Source organism: Enterobacter sp. 237C8 (assembly GCF_034106865.1).
In the GTDB taxonomy this organism is placed as follows: Bacteria; Pseudomonadota; Gammaproteobacteria; order Enterobacterales; family Enterobacteriaceae; genus Enterobacter; species Enterobacter asburiae_B.
Genome location: NZ_JAWNDF010000012.1, coordinates 56,932 through 81,181 on the forward strand (window position 1 = coordinate 56,932; position 24,250 = coordinate 81,181).

Consider the following 24,250-nt stretch of genomic DNA (forward strand, 5'->3'; position numbering starts at 1 on the left):
ATGGATTCGCAACGCAATCTTCTTATCATCGCTTTGTTGTTCGTGTCTTTCATGATCTGGCAGGCATGGGAGCAGGATAAAAATCCTCAACCCCAGCAGCAGACCACGCAGACTACGACCACCGCAGCGGGTAGCGCCGCCGACCAGGGCGTACCGGCCAGTGGCCAGGGGAAACAGATTACGGTTAAGACCGATGTGCTTGAGCTGACAATCAACACCCGTGGTGGTGATGTTGAGCAGGCGCTGCTGTTGACCTACCCGAAAGAGCTGAAGTCTAACGAACCGTTCCAGTTACTGGAAACCACGCCTGAGTTTATCTACCAGGCGCAGAGCGGCCTGACCGGTCGTGATGGCCCGGATAACCCGGCTAACGGTGCGCGTCCACTGTATAACGTCGAGAGCGACACCTTTGTACTGGCTGATGGTCAGAACGAACTCGCGATCCCGATGACGTACACCGACGCCGCAGGCAACACCTTCACCAAAACCTTCACCCTGAAACGCGGTGAATATGCGGTGAACGTGGGCTACAGCGTACAGAACGCCAGTGCGAAACCGCTGGAGCTGTCGACCTTTGGCCAGCTGAAGCAGTCCATCAATCTGCCGTCTCACCGTGACACCGGAAGCAGCAACTTTGCGCTGCATACCTTCCGTGGCGCGGCGTACTCCACGCCAGACGCGAAGTATGAGAAATACAAATTCGACACCATTGCGGATAACGAAAACCTGAACGTTAGTTCCAAAGGCGGTTGGGTGGCGATGCTGCAACAGTATTTCGCAACGGCCTGGATCCCAAACAACGACGGTACGAATAACTTCTATACCGCGAACCTGGGTAACGGTCTTGCTGCCATCGGCTACAAATCTCAGCCGGTTCTGGTTCAGCCGGGTCAAACCGGTAAGATGGCAAGCACCCTGTGGGTCGGCCCGGAAATTCAGGACAAAATGGCCGCTGTTGCGCCGCACCTGGATCTGACCGTTGATTACGGCTGGTTGTGGTTCATCTCTCAGCCGCTGTTTAAGCTGCTGAAGTTCATCCACAGCTTCCTGGGTAACTGGGGCTTCTCCATCATCGTTATCACCTTCATCGTTCGTGGCATCATGTACCCGCTGACTAAAGCGCAGTACACCTCCATGGCGAAGATGCGTATGCTGCAGCCGAAGATTGCGGCGATGCGTGAGCGTCTGGGCGATGACAAACAGCGTCAGAGCCAGGAAATGATGGCCCTGTATAAAGCAGAGAAAGTAAACCCACTGGGTGGTTGCTTCCCGCTGCTGATTCAGATGCCAATCTTCCTTGCGCTGTACTACATGCTGATGGGTTCCGTTGAGCTGCGCCACGCGCCGTTCGCACTGTGGATCCATGACCTGTCCGCACAGGACCCGTACTACATCCTGCCGATCCTGATGGGCGTGACGATGTTCTTCATCCAGAAGATGTCGCCGACCACCGTGACCGACCCGATGCAGCAGAAGATCATGACCTTTATGCCGGTCATCTTCACCGTGTTCTTCCTGTGGTTCCCGTCAGGTCTGGTGCTGTACTATATCGTCAGCAACCTGGTGACCATCATCCAGCAGCAGCTGATTTACCGTGGTCTGGAAAAACGTGGCCTGCATAGCCGCGAAAAGAAAAAGTCCTGATTCGGTAAGTTAACGCTAAAATAAGGGCGGTCGATTGACCGCCTTTTTTATTTGTATTGAACGAGACCAACCATGAGCCATAACGACACTATCGTCGCCCAGGCAACCCCACCGGGACGCGGTGGTGTAGGCATTCTGCGTATCTCCGGCCTGAAGGCGCGCGAGGTGGCCGAAGCGGTGCTGGGTAAACTGCCAAAGCCGCGCTACGCTGATTACCTGCCGTTCAAAGATACCGACGGCACGCCGCTGGACCAGGGCATTGCGCTGTGGTTCCCTGGCCCGAACTCCTTTACCGGCGAAGACGTGCTGGAGCTGCAGGGCCACGGCGGCCCGGTTATCCTCGACCTGCTGTTAAAACGTATCCTGACCCTGCCTGGCCTGCGCATTGCGAAGCCGGGCGAGTTCTCCGAGCGTGCCTTCCTCAACGACAAGCTCGACCTGGCGCAGGCAGAAGCGATTGCAGACCTGATCGACGCCAGTTCTGAACAGGCGGCCCGCTCCGCCCTGAACTCGCTGCAGGGGGCATTCTCCGCCCGCGTAAATCACCTTGTGGAAGCACTTACTCACCTGCGGATCTACGTGGAAGCGGCTATCGACTTCCCGGATGAGGAGATCGACTTCCTCTCTGACGGTAAAATCGAAGCGCAGCTCAATCAGGTAATGAACGATCTCGACGCCGTTCGCGCCGAAGCGCGTCAGGGCAGTCTGCTGCGTGAAGGGATGAAGGTCGTTATTGCCGGACGTCCTAACGCCGGGAAATCGAGCCTGCTGAACGCCCTGGCGGGCCGTGAAGCGGCGATCGTCACCGACATTGCCGGCACCACCCGCGACGTGCTCCGCGAGCATATCCACATCGACGGGATGCCGCTGCATATCATTGATACCGCCGGCCTGCGCGATGCCAGCGATGAAGTTGAGCGCATCGGTATCGAACGCGCCTGGCAGGAGATCGAACAGGCTGACCGCGTGCTGTTTATGGTGGACGGCACCACGACCGACGCCGTTGACCCGGCAGAGATCTGGCCAGACTTTATCGCCCGTCTGCCGGCGAAACTGCCCATCACCGTGGTGCGTAACAAAGCGGACGTCACCGGCGAAACGCTGGGCATCAGCGATGTGAACGGTCACTCACTGATTCGCCTGTCGGCGCGTACCGGTGAAGGCGTTGACGACCTGCGCAACCATCTCAAGCAGAGCATGGGCTTTGATACCAGCATGGAAGGCGGCTTCCTCGCGCGTCGTCGTCACCTGCAGGCGCTGGAAGAGGCGGCAAACCACCTTGTTCAGGGTAAAGCGCAGCTGATCGGCGCGTGGGCGGGCGAACTGCTGGCGGAAGAGCTGCGTCTGGCGCAGCAGAATCTGAGTGAGATCACCGGGGAGTTTACGTCGGACGATCTGCTGGGACGAATTTTCTCGAGCTTCTGTATCGGTAAGTAAGGCCCGCTCATTGATGGTGATTTCCTCCTGGGAAATCACCATTGTCCAAATGGCAACTCGCCTAATCTCTTTTCACCCCCTATCCTGCATGCTTGCATCTATGGGGGGTTTATGGCGCGTTTTCTGTTTTGTAGTTTCGCATTAGTTCTGCTTTATCCGTCCGGCATTGATATGTATCTGGTGGGATTGCCGCACATCGCCAGCGATCTGGGCGCCAGCGAAGCGCAGCTGCACATCGCGTTTTCGGCCTATCTTGCGGGGATGGCGTCGTCGATGGTCTTCGCCGGGAAGATCGCGGATAAGGCAGGCCGTCAGCCCGTCGCGATAACCGGCGCCATCATTTTTGCCCTGGCCTCTCTTCTCTGCTCACAGGCGCAAAACAGCACCTTGTTCCTGGCCGGACGGTTTATTCAGGGCATTGGAGCCGGTGGCTGCTACGTCGTCGCGTTTGCCATTTTGCGCGACACCTTAAGCGCCCAGCGTCGCGCCAAAGTGCTTTCGATGCTGAACGGTATTACCTGCATCATCCCGGTGCTGGCCCCGGTCGTGGGATATCTGATCATGCTGAAATTCCCGTGGCAGAGCCTGTTCTGGACCATGGCGGCGATGGGCGCGCTGGTGTTTGTCCTGTCCATCGCCGTGCTGAAAGAGACCCACCCGGGCTCGCAGAATACCAGTCATACCGCAGCCATTCACCCAGCCGAGAAGCTGCTTAACCGCTTTTTTCTCAGTCGTCTGGCCGTGACCACGTTAAGCGTGGCGGTGATCCTGACCTATGTAAACGTTTCCCCGGTTTTACTGATGGAAACCATGGGCTTCGATCGGGGTGAGTATTCAACGGTGATGGCATTAACCGCCATGGTCAGTATGGCAGTCTCGTTCTCGACTCCCTTTGCGCTAAATGTTTTCAGCCAGCGCACGTTGATGCTGACCTCACAGGTTTTATTCCTCACGGCTGGCGCGATCCTGGCAACCACCAGCTCGCATGCGGTGATGCTGGCCGGCATTACCCTCATTTGCGCCGGGTTCTCGGTTGGCTTTGGCGTGGCGATGAGTCAGGCGCTTGGCCCCTTCTCGCTGCGGGCAGGCGTGGCAAGCTCGGTGCTGGGGATTGCTCAGGTCTGCGGCTCGTCGCTGTGGATTTGGCTGGCGGCGGTCATTGGGCTTAACGCGCTGAATATGCTGATCGGGGTTCTGATTGGCTGTAGCATACTGTGCATCACCTTACTTATGGTCATCCAGCCCGCGGCGCATTATGAAGAAGCCCATCAGCAGTCTCGATCTTAATCTCCTGCTTTGCCTGCAGCTTTTGCTGCAGGAGCGCAGCGTCACCAAAGCGGCGAAGCGGATGAACGTGACGCCGTCTGCGGTGAGTAAATCGCTGGCCAAGCTGCGTGACTGGTTTGACGACCCGCTGTTTGTCAAAACGCCGTTGGGGCTGCTGCCGACCCCGCTGACGGTAAGCCTCGAGCAGGATTTGGCTGACTGGATGCAAATCGGCAACCAGATCCTCGATAAATTCCACCATGATTCCCCGGGCGGGCTAACGTTCGTGCTGGCCGCCGAAACGCCGTTGATGCTGATCCGCTTTAACGCCCTGCTGGAGCAGGTGAACCAGCGCTATCCGCAGGCTACGGTGAAGATGCGTCACTGGGATTACGACTCGCTGGACGCCATTACGCGTGGAGAGGTGGATCTGGGATTCACCGGACGCGAAACGCACCCGCGCTCGCGTGAATTGCTGAAGCTAATGCCGTGGTTCATCGACTATGAGATCCTGTTCAGCGACCGTCCGTGCGTGTATCTGCGTGAGGATCACCCCGCGCTACAGGACGAATGGAACCTCGAGACCTTCCTGCGCTACCCGCACATCAGCATCTTCTGGGAACGCAGCGAAACCTGGGCACTGGACGAAGTGCTAAAGGAGATGGGTCGGGAGAGAAACATTGCCATGAGCGTGCCGGGTTTTGAGCAGTCGATGTTTATGGCGGCGCAGCCCGGCCATAACTATATCGCCACGGCTCCGCACTACTGCCATCACTACAATCAACTCCACCAGCGGAAGCTGATCGCGCTGCCCATTCCCATTGACGAAGCGCAGGCTGAAAAGCTTACCGTTCCCTTCACGCTGATCTGGCATAAACGAAACAGCCATAATCCGAAAATCCTCTGGCTGCGGGAAACCATCAAGGCGCTGTACGGTGCCAGCGATCCAATTTTTGCCTAAGAAAATGTAAAGTTCGGTCCTGAGGCTTCTCTTACTCCCATTTACTGATTAAAACAGGAGTCAAGTTAAGCGATAATCATGTAACCGTTTAACCGATTACGACCATTATCAAGGAGCGAAAAATGGCTACGCACTTTGCAAGAGGGATACTTACGGAAGGACGTCTCGTATCGGCAAGAATTTCTTCAGCCTGTCACAGTGAAGCACTCACTCTCCCGGAACACCGCAGAACGCGGTTTTTAGCTTCCCGGGCGCTTCTCGCAGAACTGCTGTTTATGCTGTACGGCACCAGCGAGCTGCCGGACATCATTACCCAACCCGAAGGTCGCCCGGTCTTTGCCGACCCGGATCTCCCTCGTTTTTCGATTGCCTACGCGGGCAATATCATTGGCGTCGCGCTGGCCACCGAAGGGGATTGTGGGCTGGATATGGAACTTCAGCGCGCGACGCGCAGCTTCCATGGCGGTAATGCGCATGAAGACTATCCGCTCTCCAGCAATGAGAGGCTGTGGGTACGCAACCAGAACGATCCTGTCGAAGCCCGAGCCCAGCTCATTACCCTGCGCCAGAGCATCCGCAAGCTCTGTGGATGCGCCTCAGACGACGCCAGCCTGCTGCAGCTGCTGCCAGGCTCCGGACGTCTGCGTGCCGCCCAGGCCACGCTGGTAGAGGCGCTCAGTGACGCAGAGGATGTGCTCATTTGGTCCATTGCGGTTACCCCCGCCATCGAACGCATGAAAATCTGGGAATTTGACAGCCAACAGGGATGGCGTAGCCTTCCTGATGTGCCCGAGCGTGCCAACGAGCCCGCCGCACGCCTGATGCGTTTAACCAGTTTACCGGCAGAAAAAGCATTCACCCTTAGCTGATCCAATCAGGGTCATCATGATGAAACAGGAGTAATCATGTCTGATACGTTGAAAGTAGTTACGTTACTGGGAAGCCTGCGCAAAGGTTCATTTAACGGGATGGTTGCCCGCACGCTGCCACAGCTGGCACCGGCAGGAATGGAAATTAGCGCCCTGCCGTCTATTGGCGATATTCCGCTCTATGACGCTGACGTACAGCAGGAAGAGGGTTTCCCGCAAAGCGTTGAGGCGCTGGCAGAGCAGATCCGCCAGGCCGACGGCGTGGTCATCGTGACGCCAGAGTACAACTATTCGGTTCCGGGTGGTCTGAAGAATGCCATCGACTGGCTGTCCCGCTTACCTGAGCAGCCGCTGGCAGGCAAGCCGGTGCTGATCCAGACCAGCTCAATGGGCGCGATTGGCGGCGCGCGCTGCCAGTATCATCTGCGCCAGATCCTGGTGTTCCTGGATGCGATGGTCATGAACAAGCCGGAATTTATGGGTGGTGTGATTCAGAACAAGGTCGACCCACAAACGGGTGAAGTGGTGGATCAGAGCACGCGCGATCATCTGTCTGGCCAGCTGACGGCGTTTGGGGATTATATTAAGCGGGTGAAGGCGTAAGCTTATTGCAGCCTGATGCCCTCACCCTGGCCCTCTCCCACGGGGAGAGGGAACAAACATTAAAGCCCTTTTCGAAGAAAAGGGCTTGCTGTTTATTTGGCGTCAATAAACACAATCTTCAGCACAAACAGCAGCGCCACAACGATGACGCACGGGCTGAGGTCGCGGAAGCGGCCGGTACCGATCTTCATTACGCAGTAAGAGATAAAGCCCAGCGCGATACCTTCGGTAATCGAGAAGCTGAACGGCATCATCACGGCGGTAATAAACGCCGGCACCGCTTCGGTTAAATCATCCCACTTCACGCGTGACAGGCTGGAGGTCATCAGCACACCCACATAGATCAGCGCGCCGGCTGCCGCATACGGAGGAACCATACCCGCCAGCGGAGAGAGGAAGATCACCAGCAGGAACAGAATACCCACAACCACCGCCGTCAGGCCGGTACGGCCGCCCACGGACACGCCGGAAGACGATTCAATGTACGCGGTAACGGACGAGGTTCCGATAAAAGCACCGGTCACAGAGGAGACGCTGTCCACAAACAGCGCTTGCTTCATGCGCGGGAATTTGCCTTTCTCATCCGCCAGACCCGCTTTGTCGGTCACGCCAATCAGCGTGCCGGAGGAGTCAAACAGGTTGACCAGCATGAAGGAGAAAATCACGCCAGCCAGGCCCAGGTTCAGGGAACCCGCCAGATCGACGTGACCAATCACGGTAGAGACGCTCGGTGGCGCGGAGACGATACCGTTATAGTGAACGTCGCCCAGCATCCAGCCCAGCAGGGTGGTGACAACGATGGACACCAGCACCGCCGCGTGAATATTACGGGAAGCCAGGATCGCGATGATAAAGAAGCCCAGCACGCCCAGCAGCACGTTATGAGAGGTCAGGTGACCGATGCTCACCAGCGTATCCGGGTTCGCCACGATAACGCCGGCGTTTTTCAGCCCCATCATACCGATGAACAGACCGATACCGCTGGTGATGCCCACGCGCAGGCTCACAGGAATGTTCGCAATCATCCAGTAACGCACGCGGAAAATGGTCAGCAGCAGCAGGCCAACCGCGCCCCAGAAGATGGCGCCCATGCCAACCTGCCACGGCAGACCCATAGCCTGAACCACCACGAACGCGAAGAACGCATTCAGGCCCATTGCCGGTGCCAGCGCAACAGGCAGGTTAGCGAACACACCCATCAGGATGCTGCCAAGAGCCGCGATCAGACAGGTTGTCACGAAGACGGCGCTGGTATCCATGCCAGCGACGCCCAGAATTTGAGGGTTCACAAAAACGATATAGACCATCGTCAGGAAGGTGGTGAAACCAGCGATCACTTCGGTGCGTGCCGTTGTGCCGTGCTCGCGCAGTTTAAAAACGCGCTCAAGCAGACCCTGACCAGATGTCTGGGTAGTGTGTTGTTGACTCATCATCAATTCCGAACAAGGAGGGAAAATTCGTCGCTATCCTATACCAAAATGCGACAATAGTGGCGGTTACGTGATACTTTTTTCATTGATTTTGCTTATACGGCAACGATTGCGTGCCGGCGAACTGCCGTACGTAAACGTTAAACTTGTTAAAAGGGAAAGGCATGTCCGGAATTGAAGCGGTATTTTTCGACTGCGACGGTACGCTGGTCGACAGTGAGGTCATTTGTTCCCGCGCGTATGTCACCATGTTCCAGGAATTTGGCATTACGCTGGAACTCGAAGAGGTGTTTAAACGCTTTAAGGGCGTAAAGCTCTACGAGATCATCGACATCATTAACGAAGAACACGGTGTGGATCTGGCGAAAGCCGATCTGGAACCGGTGTACCGCGCCGAGGTCGCACGCCTGTTCGACTCCGAGCTGGAGGTTATCTCCGGGGCTAACGCGTTGCTGGATGCGATGACGGTGCCGGTCTGCGTCGTCTCTAACGGCCCGGTCAGCAAAATGCAGCACTCGCTGGGCAAGCTTGAGATGTTGCACCATTTCCCGGAAAAACTGTTCAGCGGCTACGATATCCAGCGCTGGAAGCCAGACCCGGCGCTGATGTTCCATGCGGCAAAAGCGATGAACGTCAACGTAGAGAACTGTATTCTGGTGGATGACTCGTCTGCGGGCGCGCAGTCGGGGATTGATGCGGGGATGGAGGTGTTTTACTTCTGCGCCGACCCGCACAACAAGCCGATCGATCATCCCAATGTCACGACCTTTACCGATCTGGCGCAGCTGCCAGCGCTGTGGAAGGCGCGCGGGTGGGATATTACTCGCTGAGTTTTCCCCTCACCCCGACCCTCTCCCCTGGGGAGAGGGAGAAAACCGAATTGTCCCCTCTCCCTGTGGGAGAGGGTTAGGGTGAGGGTAAAATCACTCTTTCGGATCTTTACCCGCCAGCAGCTTGTCCAGCTCGTCGCCGCCCACGTGACGGAAGTCCTGACCTTTCACGAAGTAGAAGATGTATTCGCAAATGTTCTGGCAGCGGTCGCCGATACGCTCAATAGAGCGCGCGCAGAACAGGGCGGTCAGTACGCTTGGGATCGTACGTGAATCTTCCATCATGTAGGTCATCAGCTGACGCACGATGCCTTCATACTCCTGGTCGACCTTCTTGTCTTCACGGTAGATACGCACCGCTTCGTCCAGGTCCATACGCGCAAAGGCATCCAGCACATCGTGCAGCATCTGCACGGTGTGGCGGCCCAGCGACTCCAGGCTCACCAGCAGCGGCTGGTGCTGTTGAGAGAACTTCTCCAGCGCGGTGCGGCAGATTTTATCCGCAACGTCACCAATACGCTCCAGCTCGGCGATGGTTTTGATGATCGCCATCACCAGACGCAGGTCGCTCGCCGTCGGCTGACGTTTCGCGATAATGCGCACGCAGGCCTCGTCGATAGCGACTTCCATCATGTTGACGTTTTTGTCGCCTTCAATGACGCGCTTCGCCAGCTCGCTGTCCTGGTTGTGCATTGCCGTAATCGCATCAGAAAGCTGCTGCTCGACCATGCCGCCCATGGTCATTACCTGGGTGCGAATGCTTTCCAGCTCTGCGTTGAACTGGCCGGAAATGTGTTTATTAAGATTGAGGTTGTCCATGGTTTCTCCACATGCACTAAGGCAAATCAACCGTAGCGGCCAGTAATATAATCTTCGGTTTGTTTCTTCGCGGGCCTGGTGAACAGCGCGTCCGTATCGCTGAACTCAATCAACTCGCCCAGGTACATAAACGCCGTGTGATCGGAACAACGTGCAGCCTGCTGCATGTTATGGGTCACGATAACCACGGTGTAATCCTGCTTCAGCTCGGTGATCAGCTCTTCAATACGGCCGGTTGAGATCGGGTCCAGCGCTGAACACGGCTCATCCAGCAGCAACACTTCCGGGCGAATAGCAATACCGCGCGCAATGCACAGACGCTGCTGCTGACCACCGGAGAGAGAGTAACCGCTCTGGTGTAACTTATCTTTGGTTTCGTTCCATAATGCGGCCTTGGTCAAAGCCCACTGCACGCGCTCGTCCATATCGGCACGGGAGAGTTTTTCAAACAGACGCACGCCAAACGCGATGTTGTCGTAAATGGACATCGGGAAAGGCGTTGGTTTCTGGAACACCATCCCCACTTTGGCGCGCAGCAGGGCGATATCCTGCGCCTGGGTCAGAATGTTTTCACCGTCCAGGATGATTTCACCCTCAGCGCGCTGCTCCGGATAGAGCGAATACATTTTGTTAAAGGTGCGCAGCAGCGTGGATTTCCCACAGCCGGACGGACCAATAAATGCCGTGACCTGGTTCTTCGCGATATCCAGGTTGATGTTCTTCAGGGCATGGAATTTGCCGTAGTAGAAGTTCAAATCACGAACCTGAATCTTACCCGGGGCAGTATCAACCATACTCATTGACTCATTTCCTCATTCGGCGCCGCGAGCTGCCGCGCCGTAAAAAATTAACCGTGTTTCTTCTTCGCGAAAATGACGCGCGCCAGAATGTTCAGCAACAGTACGCAAAGGGTAATGATCAGCACTCCGGCCCAGGCCAGCTGCTGCCATTCCGCGAATGGGCTCATCGCAAATTTAAAGATCGTCACCGGCAGGTTGGCGATCGGCTGCATCATGTCCGTGCTCCAGAACTGGTTGGAGAGAGACGTAAACAGCAGCGGCGCCGTTTCACCCGCGATACGCGCAACCGCCAGCAGGATACCGGTCATGATCCCGGAAACAGACGCCTTCAGCGTAATTGCAGAGATCATCTTCCATTTCGGCGTACCCAGCGCATAAGCCGCTTCGCGCAGGCTGTCCGGCACCAGTTTCAGCATGTTCTCGGTGGTACGAATAACAATCGGCACCTGCAGCAGCGCCAGGGCAATCACACCCGCCCAGCCCGAGAAGTGTTCCATCTGCGCCACCACCACGGTGTAAACAAACAGACCCACGACGATAGAAGGTGCAGACAGCAGAATGTCGTTGATGAAGCGAATGACTTCGGCCAGCCAGGATTTACGACCGTATTCAGCCAGGTAGATACCCGCCATGATGCCCAGCGGCGTGCCGAAGACCGTCGCCCAGAGGATCAGCAAGCCGCTGCCCGCCAGGGCATTCGCCAGGCCACCACCCGCCGTGTTCGGCGGTGGCGTCATTTCGGTGAAAAGCGACAGTGACATCCCGTCAATCCCGCGAACGACAGTCGAGAAGAGGATCCAGACCAGCCAGAACAGGCCGAACGCCATTGTCGCCATAGAGAGCGACAGGGCAATACGGTTTTTCATGCGGCGTCTGGCCTGCATTTTGCGGCGGGATTCCGCCAGTTCAGCGGTAGCTTGCATTTCGAGAGTTGCCATTAGCGTGCCCCCTCATTTTTAGCGAGGCGCATAATCATCAGCTTGGAAATCGCCAGAACAATAAAGGTGATAACAAACAGAATCAGACCCAGCTCCATCAGCGCCGCCACGTGCAGCCCCGATTCCGCTTCCGCAAATTCATTCGCCAGCGCCGAGGTAATACTGTTACCCGGCATGTAGAGCGACGCGCTGTCGAGCTGGTAGGTGTTACCGATGATAAAGGTGACCGCCATGGTTTCACCCAGCGCACGACCCAGGCCCAGCATCACGCCCCCGATCACCCCATTTTTGGTGAACGGAAGGACAATGCGCCAGATAACTTCCCAGGTGGTGCAGCCGATGCCGTAGGCCGACTCTTTCATCATCACCGGCGTTTGTTCGAAGACATCGCGCATAACCGCCGCAATGTACGGAATAATCATGATGGCGAGGATCACACCTGCCGCCAGAATGCCGATACCGAAAGCCGGGCCAGAGAACAGGGCCCCCACAAACGGAATGGCGGAAAGCACGTTACCGACCGGTTCCTGGAAATACGTTGCGAACAGCGGAGCAAAGATGAACAGGCCCCACATGCCGTAAACGATACTTGGAATAGCCGCCAGCAGTTCGATGGCAATACCCAGCGGGCGTCGCAGCCAGCCCGGTGCCAGCTCCGTCAGGAACAGGGCAATACCAAAGCTCACCGGAACCGCAATCAGCAGGGCGATGAACGAGGTCACCAGCGTGCCGTAAATCGGTACCAGGGCACCGTAGATATCGTTCGGCGCGTCCCACTCTTTGGTCCACAGGAAGGAAAAACCGAATTTCTGGATGCTCGGCCATGAGGAGAAAATCAGAGACACGATAATGCCGCCCAGCAGCAATAGCACAATCAGCGCAGCCAGTTTCACCAGCGCGCTGAAAATCATGTCACCTTTTTTACCCGGAGGGTTAAATGCAGGCTTGGTTGCAGCCATAAATTACTCTTCTGTTTGAGACGTTTTTACGAATATGCCCGGTGGCGCTGACGCTTACCGGGCCTACAGCTTAAACCGTAGGGCGGGTAAGCGCAGCGCCACCCGCCATCTTCGTTAAATATATCCTGTTAGTACAGCGCTTTACCGCTGCTGTCTTTCACGTTGGTTTTCCATGCAGCGCGAATCTGCTCAACCACGTTGTCCGGCAGGGTGGCGTAATCCAGGGCGTTAGCCTGTTTGCCGCCGTTTTTGTACGCCCAGTCGAAGAACTTCAGCACTTCGGCGCCCTGCTCAGGTTTCTTCTGCTCTTTGTGAACCAGGATGAAGGTGGTAGAGGTGATTGGCCATGCACCTTCGCCTTTCTGGTTAGTCAGATCCTGCGCGAAGGATTTGCTCCAGTCAGCGCCTTTCGCCGCGTTAGCAAAGTTCTCTTCGGTTGGGCTAACCGGTTTGCCGTCGGCTGAAACCAGTTTGGTGTAGGACAGGTTGTTCTGCTTAGCGTACGCATACTCTACGTAACCAATTGAGCCAGGCAGACGCTGTACGAACGCGGCGATACCGTCGTTACCCTTACCGCCCAGACCGGTTGGCCAGTTAACGGTAGAGCCGGAGCCGACTTTAGATTTCCACTCTTCGTTCACTTTTGCCAGGTAGCTGGTGAACACGAAAGAGGTACCGGAACCATCCGCGCGGCGAACCACGGCGATGTTCTGAGAAGGCAGCTTCAGGCCTGGGTTGAGTTTAGCGATCGCTTCGTCATCCCATTTTTTGATTTTGCCCAGGTAGATGTCACCCAGCGTTTTGCCGTCCAGCACCAGCTCACCCGACTTCACGCCCGGCAGGTTGATGGCCAGAACCACACCGCCGATCACGGTAGGGAACTGGAACAGGCCTTCCTGAGCCAGCTTGTCATCAGACAGCGGAGCGTCTGATGCGCCGAAATCAACAGTGTTCGCGGTAATTTGTTTAACGCCACCGGAGGAGCCGATACCCTGATAGTTAACCTTGTTACCGGTTTCTTTCTGGTAGGTATCCGCCCATTTGGCATACACCGGCGCAGGGAAGGTTGCACCAGCGCCAGTCAGGCTTGCTTCTGCAAATACAGAGAACGCGCTCAGAGATAAGGTCGCGGCGACAACAGTTGCGACAGTGGTACGCATAACTTTCATAATGTCTCCTGCAAGATTTTCGTAAATCGTTGTTTAGTGGCTACGATGAGCAAAATAGGACAAACAGGTGACAGATAAATGTACGAATTATGACAGTTTTATGACAGCGTAAATTTCACTTAAAAATCAGCAAAAGAAAGCATATTTTTCATCGCGTTAGCCGCTTTTATGACAAGACGTTTTCTGAAATATTTTCTTTATGTGACACTGAAAAAAGTAGCTGAAGATGACAAATTGTCATTATTAAAAACGAGAAAGGATTGATTAAAAACAAGCCGGGCAGGATAAAAAAAGCTCCACCCGAAGGTGGAGCCTGAAGGGATTATTCTACGGTAACCGATTTCGCCAGGTTACGCGGCTGGTCAACGTCGGTGCCTTTGATCAGCGCAACGTGATAGGCCAGAAGCTGCAGCGGAACGGTGTAGAAGATTGGTGCAATCACCTCTTCCACATGCGGCATCTCGATGATATGCATGTTGTCGTTGCTGACAAAACCGGCATCTTTGTCGGCGAAGACGTACAGAACACCGCCGCGGGCGCGCACTTCTTCGATATTAGACTTCAGTTTTTCCAGCAGTTCGTTGTTTGGTGCCACAACGATGACCGGCATATCCGCGTCAATCAGCGCCAGCGGGCCGTGCTTCAGCTCGCCAGCCGCATAGGCTTCAGCGTGAATGTAGGAGATCTCTTTCAGCTTCAGCGCGCCTTCCAGCGCAATCGGATACTGATCGCCACGACCCAGGAACAGGGCGTGATGTTTGTCAGAGAAATCTTCCGCCAGCGCTTCAATGCGTTTGTCCTGAGACAGCATCTGCTCAATACGGCTCGGCAGCGCCTGCAGGCCGTGAACGATGTCGTGCTCAACGGACGCATCTTCACCTTTCAGACGCGCAAGCTTCGCCACCAGCATCAGCAGAACGGTCAGCTGAGTGGTAAACGCTTTGGTGGAGGCCACACCGATTTCTGTGCCCGCTTTGGTCATCAGCGCCAGATCGGACTCACGCACCAGCGATGAGCCAGGAACGTTACAGATAGCCAGAGAGCCCAGGTAACCCAGCTCTTTAGACAGACGCAGAGCTGCCAGCGTATCCGCCGTTTCGCCGGACTGGGAAAGGGTGATCATCAGGCTGTTACGACGCACCGCGGATTTGCGATAGCGGAATTCAGACGCGATTTCCACATCGCACGGCACGCCCGCCAGGGATTCAAACCAGTAGCGAGAAACCATACCGGAGTTGTAGGAGGTGCCGCAGGCCACGATCTGAATATGCTCGACCTTGCCGAGCAGTTCGTTCGCGTTTGCGCCCAGCTCGCTCAGATCCACTTCACCGTGGCTGATGCGCCCGGTCAGCGTATTTTTGATGGCGTTTGGCTGCTCGTAAATCTCTTTCTGCATGTAGTGACGGTAAGCGCCTTTGTCGCCCGCGTCGTACTGCAGATTTGATTCAATCTCCTGACGTTTCACCTGCTCGCCTTTGGTATCAAAGACAGTCACGCTGCGACGGGTCACTTCCGCGATATCACCCTCTTCGAGGAAGATAAAGCGACGGGTAACCGGCAGGAGCGCCAGCTGGTCAGAAGCGATGAAGTTTTCTCCCATGCCCAGACCGATAACCATCGGGCTACCGGAACGCGCTGCCAGCAATGTGGACGGATCGCGGGAATCCATGATCACCGTACCGTACGCACCGCGCAGCTGAGGGATAGCACGCAGCACCGCATCACGCAGTGTACCGCCCTGCTCCAGCTCCCAGTGCACCAGGTGAGCAATCACTTCGGTGTCAGTTTCAGAGACGAAGGTGTAGCCGCGCGCTTTCAGTTCTTCGCGCAGCGGTTCGTGGTTTTCGATAATGCCGTTGTGCACGACCACGATGTGTTCAGACACATGCGGGTGCGCGTTACCTTCAGACGGTTCGCCGTGCGTCGCCCAGCGGGTGTGCGCAATACCGGTACCACCGTGCAGCGGATGTTCTTCCGCGGCCTGGGCCAGCATCTGCACTTTACCGAGACGACGCAGACGGGTCATATGACCTTCTGCATCGACGACAGCCAGACCGGCAGAGTCGTAACCACGGTATTCCAGACGACGTAAACCTTCGAGAAGGATTTCAGCAATATCACGCTGCGCAACTGCGCCAACAATTCCACACATAATTTTAGATTCCGAATTTAGGCATTATGCCTGCGTTGTCGCTGACCTGTATTTTCCCTGCGTCTTTCACGCTGCGGCTGCGTTGGCTTCTCGTACTCGCCACGGTCACTTACTTAAATAAGCTCCCATGGACTCATACGCTTGCCGCCTTGCCACAACGCGAAATCCTTTGGGTAACGCCCTTTCCGGGCACCCCGAGCCTTGTAGAGAGTGGGGTTATTTTTATGGGTACTGCTTGTGGGGGGAGGATTATATTATCCCCTCACCCCGGCCCTCTCCCCAAAGGGGCGAGGGAGAAAAACACCGCACCGAACGATCCCCTCTCCCCTATGGGGAGAGGGTTAGGGTGAGGGGTAAATCCGTTACTTTTTCTTCACCGGGCGTTTCCAGCCCTGCTTGCTGACCTGCGGCACGCGGCTTAACACCAGCTCGTTCTCGGCCACATCGCGCGTAACGGTTGTTCCGGCGGCGATAGTCACCCCGTTACCCACGGTAACAGGCGCCACAAGCTGCGTATCGGAGCCAACGAACACGTCGTCACCGATGATGGTTTTATACTTATTCGCGCCGTCATAGTTACAGGTAATAGTCCCTGCACCAATATTCACGTTATTGCCAATTTCCGCGTCGCCCAGATAGGTCAGATGACCGGCTTTCGAGCCTTTACCCAGACGCGCTTTTTTCATTTCCACGAAGTTACCCACGTGAGCGCCTTCCAGCAGCTCAGCGCCCGGGCGCAGACGCGCAAACGGGCCGATGGTACAGGCCGCATCCAGACGGGCATCTTCCACCACGCTGTACGGGCTGATTTCGCAGTCGTCGCCGATGACGCTGTTTTTAATTACGCAGCCGGCGCCAATTTTGACGCGATTGCCCAGCGTGACGTGACCTTCGAGGATAACGTTCGTATCAATTTCAACGTCACGACCGTGAGATAACGAACCACGCAGATCGAAACGCGCCGGATCGCGCAGCATCACGCCCGCCAGCAGCAGTTTTTCGGCCTGCTCGGACTGATAAACGCGCTCCAGGCGGGAAAGCTGAAGACGGTTATTCACCCCTTCGGTTTCACTGATGCGCGCCGGATGAACCGCCGCAATCTCACGTCCTTCCTGGTACGCCATCGCAATGATGTCGGTGATGTAGAATTCACCCTGCGCGTTGTTGTTGTTGAGCTGAGACAGCCAGCGCTTCATGTCCGCGCCATTGGCAATCAGAATACCGGTGTTGATCTCCTGAATCTGGCGCTGTTCGTCGCTGGCATCTTTATGCTCAACAATACCCGTGACGTTGCCGTTTTCACGGGTGATGCGGCCATAACCGCTTGGATCGTCCAGCACGACGGTCAACAAACCGATACCGCCCTGCGGTTTGGCTTCACGCAGGCGAGTCAGGGTTTCAACGGAGATCAGCGGGACATCGCCGTAGAGCATCAAAATGTCTTCGTCATCCGCAAAGAAAGGCGCAGCCTGCTGCATCGCATGGCCTGTGCCCAGCTGTTCGGCCTGAAGCACCCAGTTGAGCTTGTCATCGCTCAGCGTCTTTTTAAGCAGATCGCCGCCGTGGCCGTAGACCAGGTGGACCTGACCGGCACCCAGTTCGTTCGCTGCATCAATGACATGCTGCACCATTGGCTTTCCTGCAAGCGTGTGGAGCACCTTAGGCAGATCGGAATACATGCGGGTCCCTTTGCCAGCGGCAAGGATCACCACGCTCATCGCACTGTTTGACATACGCATCCTGACGGTAGTTTGAGTGTGAAGTAAAAACGTTTGATGCTTAAAATTCTACATCTTTTTCATCATGAATTAAGGCCGAAAAAAAAAGCCAGCCTGGTATCCAGACTGGCTTTTGTGCTTTTCAAGCCGGTGTTACATCGCTTTTTTGGTCAACTCGATAACGCGCAGTTTCGCGATCGCTTTGGCCAGCTCCGCAGACGCCTGAGCGTAATCCACGTCACCATGAGAGCTGCTAATGTGCTCTTCAGCCTTACGCTTCGATTCCAGGGCTCGCGCTTCGTCGAGATCCTGTCCACGGATAGCGGTATCGGCCAGAACGGTCACACTGCCAGGCTGCACTTCAAGAATGCCGCCGGAGAGATAGATAAACTCTTCGTGACCGAACTGTTTAACGATGCGGATCATACCAGGCTTAATGGCGGTGAGCAGCGGTGCGTGACCCGGGAAAATACCCAGTTCACCTTCACTACCCGTTACCTGGATTTTCTCGACCAGACCAGAGAACATTTGTTGCTCTGCGCTGACGACGTCCAGGTGGTAAGTCATTGCCATATCACCCTCCGATTAAGGCGTTAAAGTTTTTTGGCTTTTTCCACGGCTTCGTCGATGGAACCAACCATGTAGAACGCCTGCTCCGGCAGGTGATCGTATTCGCCTTCCATGATGCCTTTAAAGCCACGGATGGTGTCTTTCAGGGAAACGTATTTACCCGGAGAACCGGTGAATACTTCCGCAACGAAGAACGGCTGGGACAGGAAGCGCTGGATCTTACGCGCACGTGCTACCACCAGTTTGTCTTCTTCAGACAGTTCATCCATACCCAGGATGGCGATGATGTCTTTCAGTTCCTGGTAACGCTGCAGCAGGGACTGTACGCCACGCGCGGTGTCGTAGTGTTCCTGACCAACAACCAGTGGATCCAGCTGACGGCTGGTGGAGTCCAGCGGGTCAACGGCCGGGTAGATACCCAGAGACGCGATCTGACGGCTCAGTACCACGGTTGCATCTAAGTGCGCAAAGGTGGTTGCTGGAGATGGGTCAGTCAAGTCATCCGCAGGTACGTATACCGCCTGAACGGAGGTGATAGAACCGGTTTTGGTAGAGGTGATACGTTCCTGAAGAACACCCATCTCTTCCGCCAGCGTAGGCTGATAACCTACCGCTGAAGGCATACGACCCAGCAGTGCAGATACTTCCGTACCGGCCAGGGTGTAACGATAGATGTTATCAACGAACAGCAGAACGTCACGGCCTTCATCACGGAACTTCTCAGCCATCGTCAGACCGGTCAGCGCAACGCGCAGACGGTTTCCAGGTGGCTCGTTCATCTGGCCGTAAACCAGGGATACTTTGTCCAGAACGTTGGAGTCGGTCATTTCGTGGTAGAAGTCGTTACCCTCACGAGTACGTTCACCTACGCCCGCAAACACGGAGTAACCGGAGTGCTCGATCGCGATGTTACGGATCAGCTCCATCATGTTTACGGTTTTACCAACACCCGCACCACCGAACAGACCGACTTTACCGCCCTTCGCGAACGGACACATCAGGTCGATAACTTTGATACCGGTTTCCAGCAGTTCCTGAGAGCTTGACAGCTCTTCGTAGGAAGGTGCTGCGCGGTGGATAGCCCAACGCTCTTCTTCACCGATGTCGCCTTTCATGTCGATTGGCTGACCCAATACGTTCATGATACGACCCAGTGTTGCTTTACCTACCGGGACTTCGATCGGGTGCTCAAGGTCTTTTACTTCCAGACCACGACGCAGACCGTCGGAAGAACCCATAGCGATGGTACGCACGATACCGCCGCCGAGCTGCTGCTGAACTTCCAGCACCAGGCTCTCGTTACCATTCTGTACCTCAAGCGCGTCGTACACGCGTGGTACGGCGTCCTGAGGGAACTCGACGTCCACCACGGCGCCGATTACCTGGACAATCTTTCCAGTAGCCATCTTGAATCCTCTACGTAATTCGTAAACCTGGTTAAACCGCGGCGGCCCCCGAGACGATCTCGGTGAGTTCCTGAGTAATGCTGGCCTGACGAGCTTTGTTGTAAACCAACTGCAGCTCTTTAATCAGGCTGCCGCCATTATCGGTCGCGGCTTTCATCGCCACCATTCGTGCGGCCTGCTCGCTGGCCAGGTTTTCTACAACGCCCTGATAAACCTGAGATTCAACGTAACGACGCAGCAGGGTATCCAGCAGCGGTTTCGGATCGGGTTCATACAGGTAATCCCAGGCTTTTTGCTTCAGCTCGTCATCTTCTGATGCCGGTAATGGCAGCATCTGAGTGAGCGTTGGAACCTGAGACATGGTGTTAATGAATTTGTTGCTGACAACGTACAGTCTGTCCAGACGGCCTTCATCATAGGCCTGCAACATCACTTTAACCGGGCCGATCAGTTCGGACAGGGACGGGTTATCACCCATACCTGTCACCTGAGCGACAATATTGCCACCAACGGAGTTAAAGAAAGAGACGCCTTTAGAGCCGATCATTGCGATATCGCACTGAACGCCTTTTTCAGACCATGCTTTCATATCCGCCAGCAGTTTTTTGAACAGGTTAATGTTCAAGCCGCCACACAGACCACGGTCGGTCGACACCACCAGGTAGCCCACGCGCTTAACGTCGCGTTCTTCCAGGTAAGGGTGCTTATATTCCAGATTACCGTTCGCAAGGTGACCAATCACTTTGCGCATGGTTTCTGCATAAGGACGGCTGGCCGCCATGCGATCCTGCGATTTACGCATTTTGGAAGCGGCGACCATCTCCATCGCTTTAGTGATCTTTTGCGTGTTCTGGACGCTTGCGATCTTACTACGTATCTCTTTTGCGCCGGCCATGAGCTTCTCCTCAATGCCAGGCGGCTTGTCCTGAGACAAGCCGCCGGACGATTACCAGGATTGGGTTGCTTTGAAGGAATCGAGGATAGCTTTCAGCTTGCCTTCGATTTCGTCGTTATAGCCACCGGTCTGGTTGATCTCTTGCATCAGCGGAGCGTGATCACGGTCGACGTAAGCCAGCAGAGCGGCTTCGAAGCTACCGATTTTCGCCAGTTCCACATCTTCGAGGTAACCGCGTTCAGCCGCGAACAGTACCAGGCCCTGCTGAGCAACAGACATTGGTGCGTACTGTTTCTGCTTCAGCAGCTCGGTCACTTTCTGACCGTGGCTCAGCTGTTTACGGGTTGCTTCGTCCAGATCGGATGCGAACTGAGAGAACGCAGCCAGTTCACGATACTGTGCCAGCGCGGTACGGATACCACCGGACAGTTTCTTGATGATCTTGGTCTGAGCAGCACCACCAACACGGGATACGGAGATACCCGGGTTAACCGCCGGACGAATACCGGAGTTAAACAGGTTGGTTTCCAGGAAGATCTGACCATCGGTAATGGAGATTACGTTAGTCGGAACGAACGCAGAAACGTCACCCGCCTGGGTTTCAATGATCGGCAGAGCGGTCAGAGAGCCCGTTTTACCCTTCACTTCACCTTTGGTGAAGTTCTCGACGTATTCCGCGTTAACGCGGGAAGCACGCTCCAGCAGACGAGAGTGGAGGTAAAATACGTCGCCAGGGAACGCTTCACGTCCAGGTGGACGACGGAGCAGCAGGGAAACCTGACGATAAGCAACAGCCTGTTTAGACAGGTCATCGTATACGATCAGTGCATCTTCACCGCGGTCACGGAAGTATTCGCCCATTGCGCAACCGGCATATGGCGCCAGGTATTGCAGTGCAGCAGATTCAGACGCAGTTGCTACCACAACGATGGTGTTAGACAGTGCGCCGTGCTCTTCCAGTTTACGAACCACGTTAGAAATGGTGGACGCTTTCTGGCCGATAGCCACGTACACACATTTGATGCCGGAGTCACGCTGGTTGATGATGGCGTCGATAGCCATCGCGGTTTTACCGGTCTGACGGTCACCGATGATCAGTTCACGCTGACCACGACCGATTGGGATCATGGCATCAACGGACTTATAACCTGTCTGAACAGGCTGATCTACGGACTGACGGTCGATAACGCCTGGTGCGATAACTTCGATTGGGGAGAAGCCATCGTGCTCAACCGGACCTTTACCGTCGATTGGCGCACCCAGGGTGTTAACAACGCGACCCAGCAGGCCACGGCCAACCGGCACTTCCAGAATACGGCCAGTACACTTAACCTTCATGCCTTCGGCGAGGTCAGCGTATGGACCCATCACAACTGCACCTACGGAGTCGCGCTCCAGGTTCAGTGCGATAGCGTAACGGTTACCCGGCAGGGAAATCATCTCACCCTGCATACAATCGGCCAGGCCGTGGATGCGGATAACACCGTCACTTACAGAAACAATAGTACCTTCGTTGTGAGCTTCACTCACAACACTGAACTGAGCAATGCGCTGCTTGATCAGTTCGCTGATTTCGGTGGAATTCAGTTGCATGCTCCAGTCCCCTTAAGACTGCAAGACGTCTGCAAGGCGTTCAAGACGGCCGCGTACGCTGCCATCAATGACCATATCACCCGAACGGATGATTACGCCTGCCATTACAGACTTATCGATTTTGCAATTCAGCTTAACTTTGCGTGACAGACGTTTTTCCATCGCGGCGGTGATTTTCGCAAGCTGTTCATTACTCAGTTCAGTCGCAGAAGTCACTTCGACTTCAGCGGTTGCTTCACTAAGGGCACGTAAGTGCTCAAACTGCTCGAGAACATCCGGGAGCACACGGAGACGACCATTTTCTGCCATCACCTTAATCAGGTTCTGGCCGTTGGCATCCAGTTGCTCTCCGCACACGGCGATAAACGACGCGGCGAGAGTTTCAGGTGCTAACGCACCGGAAAGCAACTCAGCCATTTGTTCGTTTTTCGTCACCTCAGCGGCAAACGCCAGCATATCCTGCCAGCGATCGACATTTTGGTGTTCGACAGCAAAGTCAAAAGCTGCTTTGGCGTAGGGGCGAGCTACCGTAACAAATTCAGACATCAGCCCCTCCCTCCTTACAGTTCAGCGACAAGTTTGTCCACGATGTCGCTGTTAGCAGCTTCATCCACGGAACGTTCGATGATCTTCTCGGCGCCAGCAACAGCCAGAATCGCAACCTGCTTACGCAGTTCTTCACGAGCACGTTTACGCTCAGCATCAATTTCTGCCTGAGCCTGTGTCACGATCTTAGTACGTTCCTGTTCTGCTTCAGCTTTGGCTTCGTCCAGGATCTGAGAACGGCGTTTGTTAGCCTGTTCAATGATTACCTGAGCTTCAGCTTTCGCTTTTTTCAGCTGGTCTGTCGCGTTGGCCTGTGCAAGGTCCAAATCTTTCTTAGCGCGTTCTGCGGAAGCCAGACCGTCAGCAATTTCTTTCTGACGTTTTTCGATGGCAGCCATTAAAGGCGGCCATACATACTTCATGCAGAACCAGACAAAGAGAATAAACGCGATGGCCTGGCCGAGGATTGTTGCGTTCATGTTCACAGCACAATACCTCTTTAATTTCTGTGGCTTAGGGTTTTAAAACTACTACTACGCGACAGCAAACATCACGTACAGACCCAGACCTACAGCGATCATTGGGATAGCATCCACCAGACCCATAACGATAAAGAACTGAGTACGCAGCAGAGGAATCAGATCAGGTTGACGCGCTGCGCCTTCCAGGAATTTGCCCCCGAGGATGCCGATACCGATCGCAGCACCGATAGCCGCCAGACCCATCATCACAGCGGCAGCCATGTACAGCAGATCCATATTCAGGTTTTCCATGACAGTCTCCAGTTTGTTTCAATTAAAACGTAGTAGTGTTGGTAAAAAATCAGTGCTCTTCAGACGCCATCGACAGATAGACGATCGTCAGAACCATGAAGATAAAGGCTTGCAGCGTAATGATCAGGATGTGGAAAATGGCCCATGGCACATTAAGAATCCACTGTGACCACCACGGCAGAAGACCCGCGATCAGAATGAAAATCAGCTCACCCGCATACATGTTGCCGAACAGTCGCAGACCCAGTGAAACAGGTTTGGACAGCAGGCTAACGCCTTCCAGGATCAGGTTGACCGGAATAAACGCCCAGTGGTTGAACGGCTGCAAGGTAAGCTCTTTCACAAAGCCGCTTACGCCTTTCATTTTGATGCTGTAGAAAAGAATCAGGATAAATACGCCCAGCGCCATCGACAGGGTGATGTTCACGTCCGCAGACGGTACAACACGCAGCGCAGGCAGGCCGAAGATGTGCTCGCCGATGAACGGCAGCAGGTCGATTGGCAGCAGGTCCATCAGGTTCATCAGGAAGACCCAAACGAACACGGTCAGGGCCAGCGGAGCAATCAGCTTGCTCTTACCATGGTACATGTCTTTGACGCTGCCATGGACGAAGCCGATGATCATTTCGATGAATGTCTGGAATTTCCCTGGTACACCGCTGGTCGCTCGTTTAGCAACACCGCGGAACATGGCCAGGAACAGAAGACCCAAAACCACCGAGAAGAACATGGAGTCGATGTTGATCGTCCAGAAGGTGGCCGGGGGGTTATGTGGATCCACCAGCGAGAATGTACGCAGGTCCAGCTGAAGGTTATTCAGATGGTGACCTATGTAATCCTGCGGCGTCATATTTTCTGAAGCCATGATGCCT

23 protein-coding genes are annotated in these 24,250 nt (G+C 55.2%); 7 read left to right on the top strand and 16 right to left on the bottom strand.

Annotation, left to right across the window (positions count from 1 at the left end; genetic code table 11):
- From yidC to USF70_RS20315, 6 genes are all read left to right on the top strand, one after another.
- Positions 1-1,644 carry a membrane protein insertase YidC gene (gene yidC / locus USF70_RS20290; protein ID WP_033144356.1) on the top strand — a complete coding sequence of 548 codons (1,644 nt, stop codon included), beginning with the start codon at positions 1-3 and terminating at the stop codon, positions 1,642-1,644.
- Positions 1,645-1,716: 72 nt separating this feature from the next.
- A complete protein-coding gene (gene mnmE / locus USF70_RS20295) occupies positions 1,717-3,081 on the top strand; it encodes a tRNA uridine-5-carboxymethylaminomethyl(34) synthesis GTPase MnmE (RefSeq protein ID WP_023333930.1) in 1,365 nt (454 codons plus the stop codon).
- A gap of 111 nt (positions 3,082-3,192) precedes the next feature.
- On the top strand, positions 3,193-4,368 hold the full coding sequence (locus USF70_RS20300) for an MFS transporter (RefSeq protein ID WP_320735963.1): 1,176 nt from the start codon (positions 3,193-3,195) through the stop codon (positions 4,366-4,368).
- Entirely contained in the window at positions 4,337-5,308 is a 972-nt protein-coding gene (yidZ, locus tag USF70_RS20305; protein ID WP_069303444.1) for an HTH-type transcriptional regulator YidZ, read from the top strand. The genes USF70_RS20300 and yidZ overlap by 32 nt, the downstream gene beginning before the upstream one ends.
- A 122-nt stretch (positions 5,309-5,430) precedes the next feature.
- Positions 5,431-6,177, top strand: a complete 747-nt coding sequence (locus tag USF70_RS20310; RefSeq protein WP_320735964.1) for a phosphopantetheinyl transferase — start codon at positions 5,431-5,433, stop codon at positions 6,175-6,177.
- 36 nt (positions 6,178-6,213) lie between these two features.
- The gene (locus tag USF70_RS20315) at positions 6,214-6,780 is read left to right on the top strand and encodes an NADPH-dependent FMN reductase (RefSeq protein WP_023309798.1); all 567 of its coding nucleotides are present in this window, start codon (positions 6,214-6,216) and stop codon (positions 6,778-6,780) included.
- Between the two features lie 92 nt (positions 6,781-6,872).
- Here the strand turns inward: USF70_RS20315 and adeP are convergent, their stop codons facing one another.
- On the bottom strand, positions 6,873-8,210 hold the full coding sequence (gene adeP, locus USF70_RS20320; RefSeq protein WP_023309797.1) for an adenine permease AdeP: 1,338 nt from the start codon (positions 8,208-8,210) through the stop codon (positions 6,873-6,875).
- 164 nt (positions 8,211-8,374) lie between these two features.
- Here adeP and yieH point away from each other — a divergent pair, with 164 nt between their 5' ends.
- The gene (yieH, locus tag USF70_RS20325; protein WP_045888256.1) at positions 8,375-9,040 is read left to right on the top strand and encodes a 6-phosphogluconate phosphatase; all 666 of its coding nucleotides are present in this window, start codon (positions 8,375-8,377) and stop codon (positions 9,038-9,040) included.
- A gap of 93 nt (positions 9,041-9,133) precedes the next feature.
- On the opposite strand, the gene phoU is transcribed toward yieH, so the two are convergent.
- The 15 genes from phoU to atpB all read right to left on the bottom strand — a co-directional run bounded on the left by phoU (position 9,134) and on the right by atpB (position 24,243).
- Entirely contained in the window at positions 9,134-9,859 is a 726-nt protein-coding gene (phoU, locus tag USF70_RS20330) for a phosphate signaling complex protein PhoU (protein WP_008500182.1), read from the bottom strand.
- A gap of 26 nt (positions 9,860-9,885) precedes the next feature.
- Positions 9,886-10,659 carry a phosphate ABC transporter ATP-binding protein PstB gene (gene pstB, locus USF70_RS20335; protein WP_010426574.1) on the bottom strand — a complete coding sequence of 258 codons (774 nt, stop codon included), beginning with the start codon at positions 10,657-10,659 and terminating at the stop codon, positions 9,886-9,888.
- A gap of 47 nt (positions 10,660-10,706) precedes the next feature.
- Positions 10,707-11,597, bottom strand: a complete 891-nt coding sequence (gene pstA, locus USF70_RS20340) for a phosphate ABC transporter permease PstA (protein ID WP_023309794.1) — start codon at positions 11,595-11,597, stop codon at positions 10,707-10,709.
- Positions 11,597-12,556 (bottom strand): phosphate ABC transporter permease PstC, encoded by a 960-nt coding sequence (gene pstC, locus USF70_RS20345; protein WP_023309793.1) that lies wholly within the window; start codon positions 12,554-12,556, stop codon positions 11,597-11,599. Before pstC ends, pstA begins: the two co-directional genes overlap by 1 nt.
- Positions 12,557-12,684: 128 nt before the next feature.
- Positions 12,685-13,725, bottom strand: coding sequence for a phosphate ABC transporter substrate-binding protein PstS (pstS, locus tag USF70_RS20350; RefSeq protein WP_008500186.1), 1,041 nt, complete (start codon positions 13,723-13,725; stop codon positions 12,685-12,687).
- Between the two features lie 322 nt (positions 13,726-14,047).
- Positions 14,048-15,877 (bottom strand): glutamine--fructose-6-phosphate transaminase (isomerizing), encoded by a 1,830-nt coding sequence (gene glmS / locus USF70_RS20355; RefSeq protein WP_023309792.1) that lies wholly within the window; start codon positions 15,875-15,877, stop codon positions 14,048-14,050.
- Positions 15,878-16,239: 362 nt separating this feature from the next.
- On the bottom strand, positions 16,240-17,610 hold the full coding sequence (gene glmU / locus USF70_RS20360) for a bifunctional UDP-N-acetylglucosamine diphosphorylase/glucosamine-1-phosphate N-acetyltransferase GlmU (RefSeq protein WP_096150950.1): 1,371 nt from the start codon (positions 17,608-17,610) through the stop codon (positions 16,240-16,242).
- A 138-nt stretch (positions 17,611-17,748) separates the two neighbouring features.
- Positions 17,749-18,168 carry a F0F1 ATP synthase subunit epsilon gene (locus USF70_RS20365; protein WP_006177560.1) on the bottom strand — a complete coding sequence of 140 codons (420 nt, stop codon included), beginning with the start codon at positions 18,166-18,168 and terminating at the stop codon, positions 17,749-17,751.
- Positions 18,169-18,188: 20 nt separating this feature from the next.
- Positions 18,189-19,571 carry a F0F1 ATP synthase subunit beta gene (atpD, locus tag USF70_RS20370; protein WP_006177559.1) on the bottom strand — a complete coding sequence of 461 codons (1,383 nt, stop codon included), beginning with the start codon at positions 19,569-19,571 and terminating at the stop codon, positions 18,189-18,191.
- Between the two features lie 31 nt (positions 19,572-19,602).
- Positions 19,603-20,466: a F0F1 ATP synthase subunit gamma gene (gene atpG / locus USF70_RS20375; RefSeq protein WP_008500191.1), complete on the bottom strand. Its 864-nt coding sequence runs from the start codon at positions 20,464-20,466 to the stop codon at positions 19,603-19,605.
- Positions 20,467-20,517: 51 nt separating this feature from the next.
- Positions 20,518-22,059: a F0F1 ATP synthase subunit alpha gene (atpA, locus tag USF70_RS20380; RefSeq protein ID WP_006808751.1), complete on the bottom strand. Its 1,542-nt coding sequence runs from the start codon at positions 22,057-22,059 to the stop codon at positions 20,518-20,520.
- Positions 22,060-22,071: 12 nt separating this feature from the next.
- The gene (atpH, locus tag USF70_RS20385) at positions 22,072-22,605 is read right to left on the bottom strand and encodes a F0F1 ATP synthase subunit delta (protein ID WP_023309790.1); all 534 of its coding nucleotides are present in this window, start codon (positions 22,603-22,605) and stop codon (positions 22,072-22,074) included.
- A 14-nt stretch (positions 22,606-22,619) separates the two neighbouring features.
- On the bottom strand, positions 22,620-23,090 hold the full coding sequence (gene atpF, locus USF70_RS20390; protein WP_014072436.1) for a F0F1 ATP synthase subunit B: 471 nt from the start codon (positions 23,088-23,090) through the stop codon (positions 22,620-22,622).
- A 48-nt stretch (positions 23,091-23,138) separates the two neighbouring features.
- Positions 23,139-23,378, bottom strand: coding sequence for a F0F1 ATP synthase subunit C (gene atpE / locus USF70_RS20395; protein ID WP_000429386.1), 240 nt, complete (start codon positions 23,376-23,378; stop codon positions 23,139-23,141).
- Positions 23,379-23,427: 49 nt separating this feature from the next.
- The gene (atpB, locus tag USF70_RS20400) at positions 23,428-24,243 is read right to left on the bottom strand and encodes a F0F1 ATP synthase subunit A (RefSeq protein ID WP_023309789.1); all 816 of its coding nucleotides are present in this window, start codon (positions 24,241-24,243) and stop codon (positions 23,428-23,430) included.
- Positions 24,244-24,250: the final 7 nt, after the last annotated feature.

Coding starts and splice junctions, on each gene's coding strand:
- atpE (WP_000429386.1), bottom strand. CDS start 23,378: ATGGAAAACCTGAATATGGATCTGCTGTACATGGCTGCCGCTGTGATG.
- atpD (WP_006177559.1), bottom strand. CDS start 19,571: ATGGCTACTGGAAAGATTGTCCAGGTAATCGGCGCCGTGGTGGACGTC.
- yidC (WP_033144356.1), top strand. CDS start 1: ATGGATTCGCAACGCAATCTTCTTATCATCGCTTTGTTGTTCGTGTCT.
- pstB (WP_010426574.1), bottom strand. CDS start 10,659: ATGAGTATGGTTGATACTGCCCCGGGTAAGATTCAGGTTCGTGATTTG.
- USF70_RS20310 (WP_320735964.1), top strand. CDS start 5,431: ATGGCTACGCACTTTGCAAGAGGGATACTTACGGAAGGACGTCTCGTA.
- mnmE (WP_023333930.1), top strand. CDS start 1,717: ATGAGCCATAACGACACTATCGTCGCCCAGGCAACCCCACCGGGACGC.
- phoU (WP_008500182.1), bottom strand. CDS start 9,859: ATGGACAACCTCAATCTTAATAAACACATTTCCGGCCAGTTCAACGCA.
- pstA (WP_023309794.1), bottom strand. CDS start 11,597: ATGGCAACTCTCGAAATGCAAGCTACCGCTGAACTGGCGGAATCCCGC.
- pstC (WP_023309793.1), bottom strand. CDS start 12,556: ATGGCTGCAACCAAGCCTGCATTTAACCCTCCGGGTAAAAAAGGTGAC.
- USF70_RS20365 (WP_006177560.1), bottom strand. CDS start 18,168: ATGGCAATGACTTACCACCTGGACGTCGTCAGCGCAGAGCAACAAATG.
- atpG (WP_008500191.1), bottom strand. CDS start 20,466: ATGGCCGGCGCAAAAGAGATACGTAGTAAGATCGCAAGCGTCCAGAAC.
- yieH (WP_045888256.1), top strand. CDS start 8,375: ATGTCCGGAATTGAAGCGGTATTTTTCGACTGCGACGGTACGCTGGTC.
- glmS (WP_023309792.1), bottom strand. CDS start 15,877: ATGTGTGGAATTGTTGGCGCAGTTGCGCAGCGTGATATTGCTGAAATC.
- pstS (WP_008500186.1), bottom strand. CDS start 13,725: ATGAAAGTTATGCGTACCACTGTCGCAACTGTTGTCGCCGCGACCTTA.
- adeP (WP_023309797.1), bottom strand. CDS start 8,210: ATGAGTCAACAACACACTACCCAGACATCTGGTCAGGGTCTGCTTGAG.
- USF70_RS20315 (WP_023309798.1), top strand. CDS start 6,214: ATGTCTGATACGTTGAAAGTAGTTACGTTACTGGGAAGCCTGCGCAAA.
- atpA (WP_006808751.1), bottom strand. CDS start 22,059: ATGCAACTGAATTCCACCGAAATCAGCGAACTGATCAAGCAGCGCATT.
- yidZ (WP_069303444.1), top strand. CDS start 4,337: ATGAAGAAGCCCATCAGCAGTCTCGATCTTAATCTCCTGCTTTGCCTG.
- USF70_RS20300 (WP_320735963.1), top strand. CDS start 3,193: ATGGCGCGTTTTCTGTTTTGTAGTTTCGCATTAGTTCTGCTTTATCCG.
- glmU (WP_096150950.1), bottom strand. CDS start 17,610: ATGTCAAACAGTGCGATGAGCGTGGTGATCCTTGCCGCTGGCAAAGGG.
- atpH (WP_023309790.1), bottom strand. CDS start 22,605: ATGTCTGAATTTGTTACGGTAGCTCGCCCCTACGCCAAAGCAGCTTTT.
- atpB (WP_023309789.1), bottom strand. CDS start 24,243: ATGGCTTCAGAAAATATGACGCCGCAGGATTACATAGGTCACCATCTG.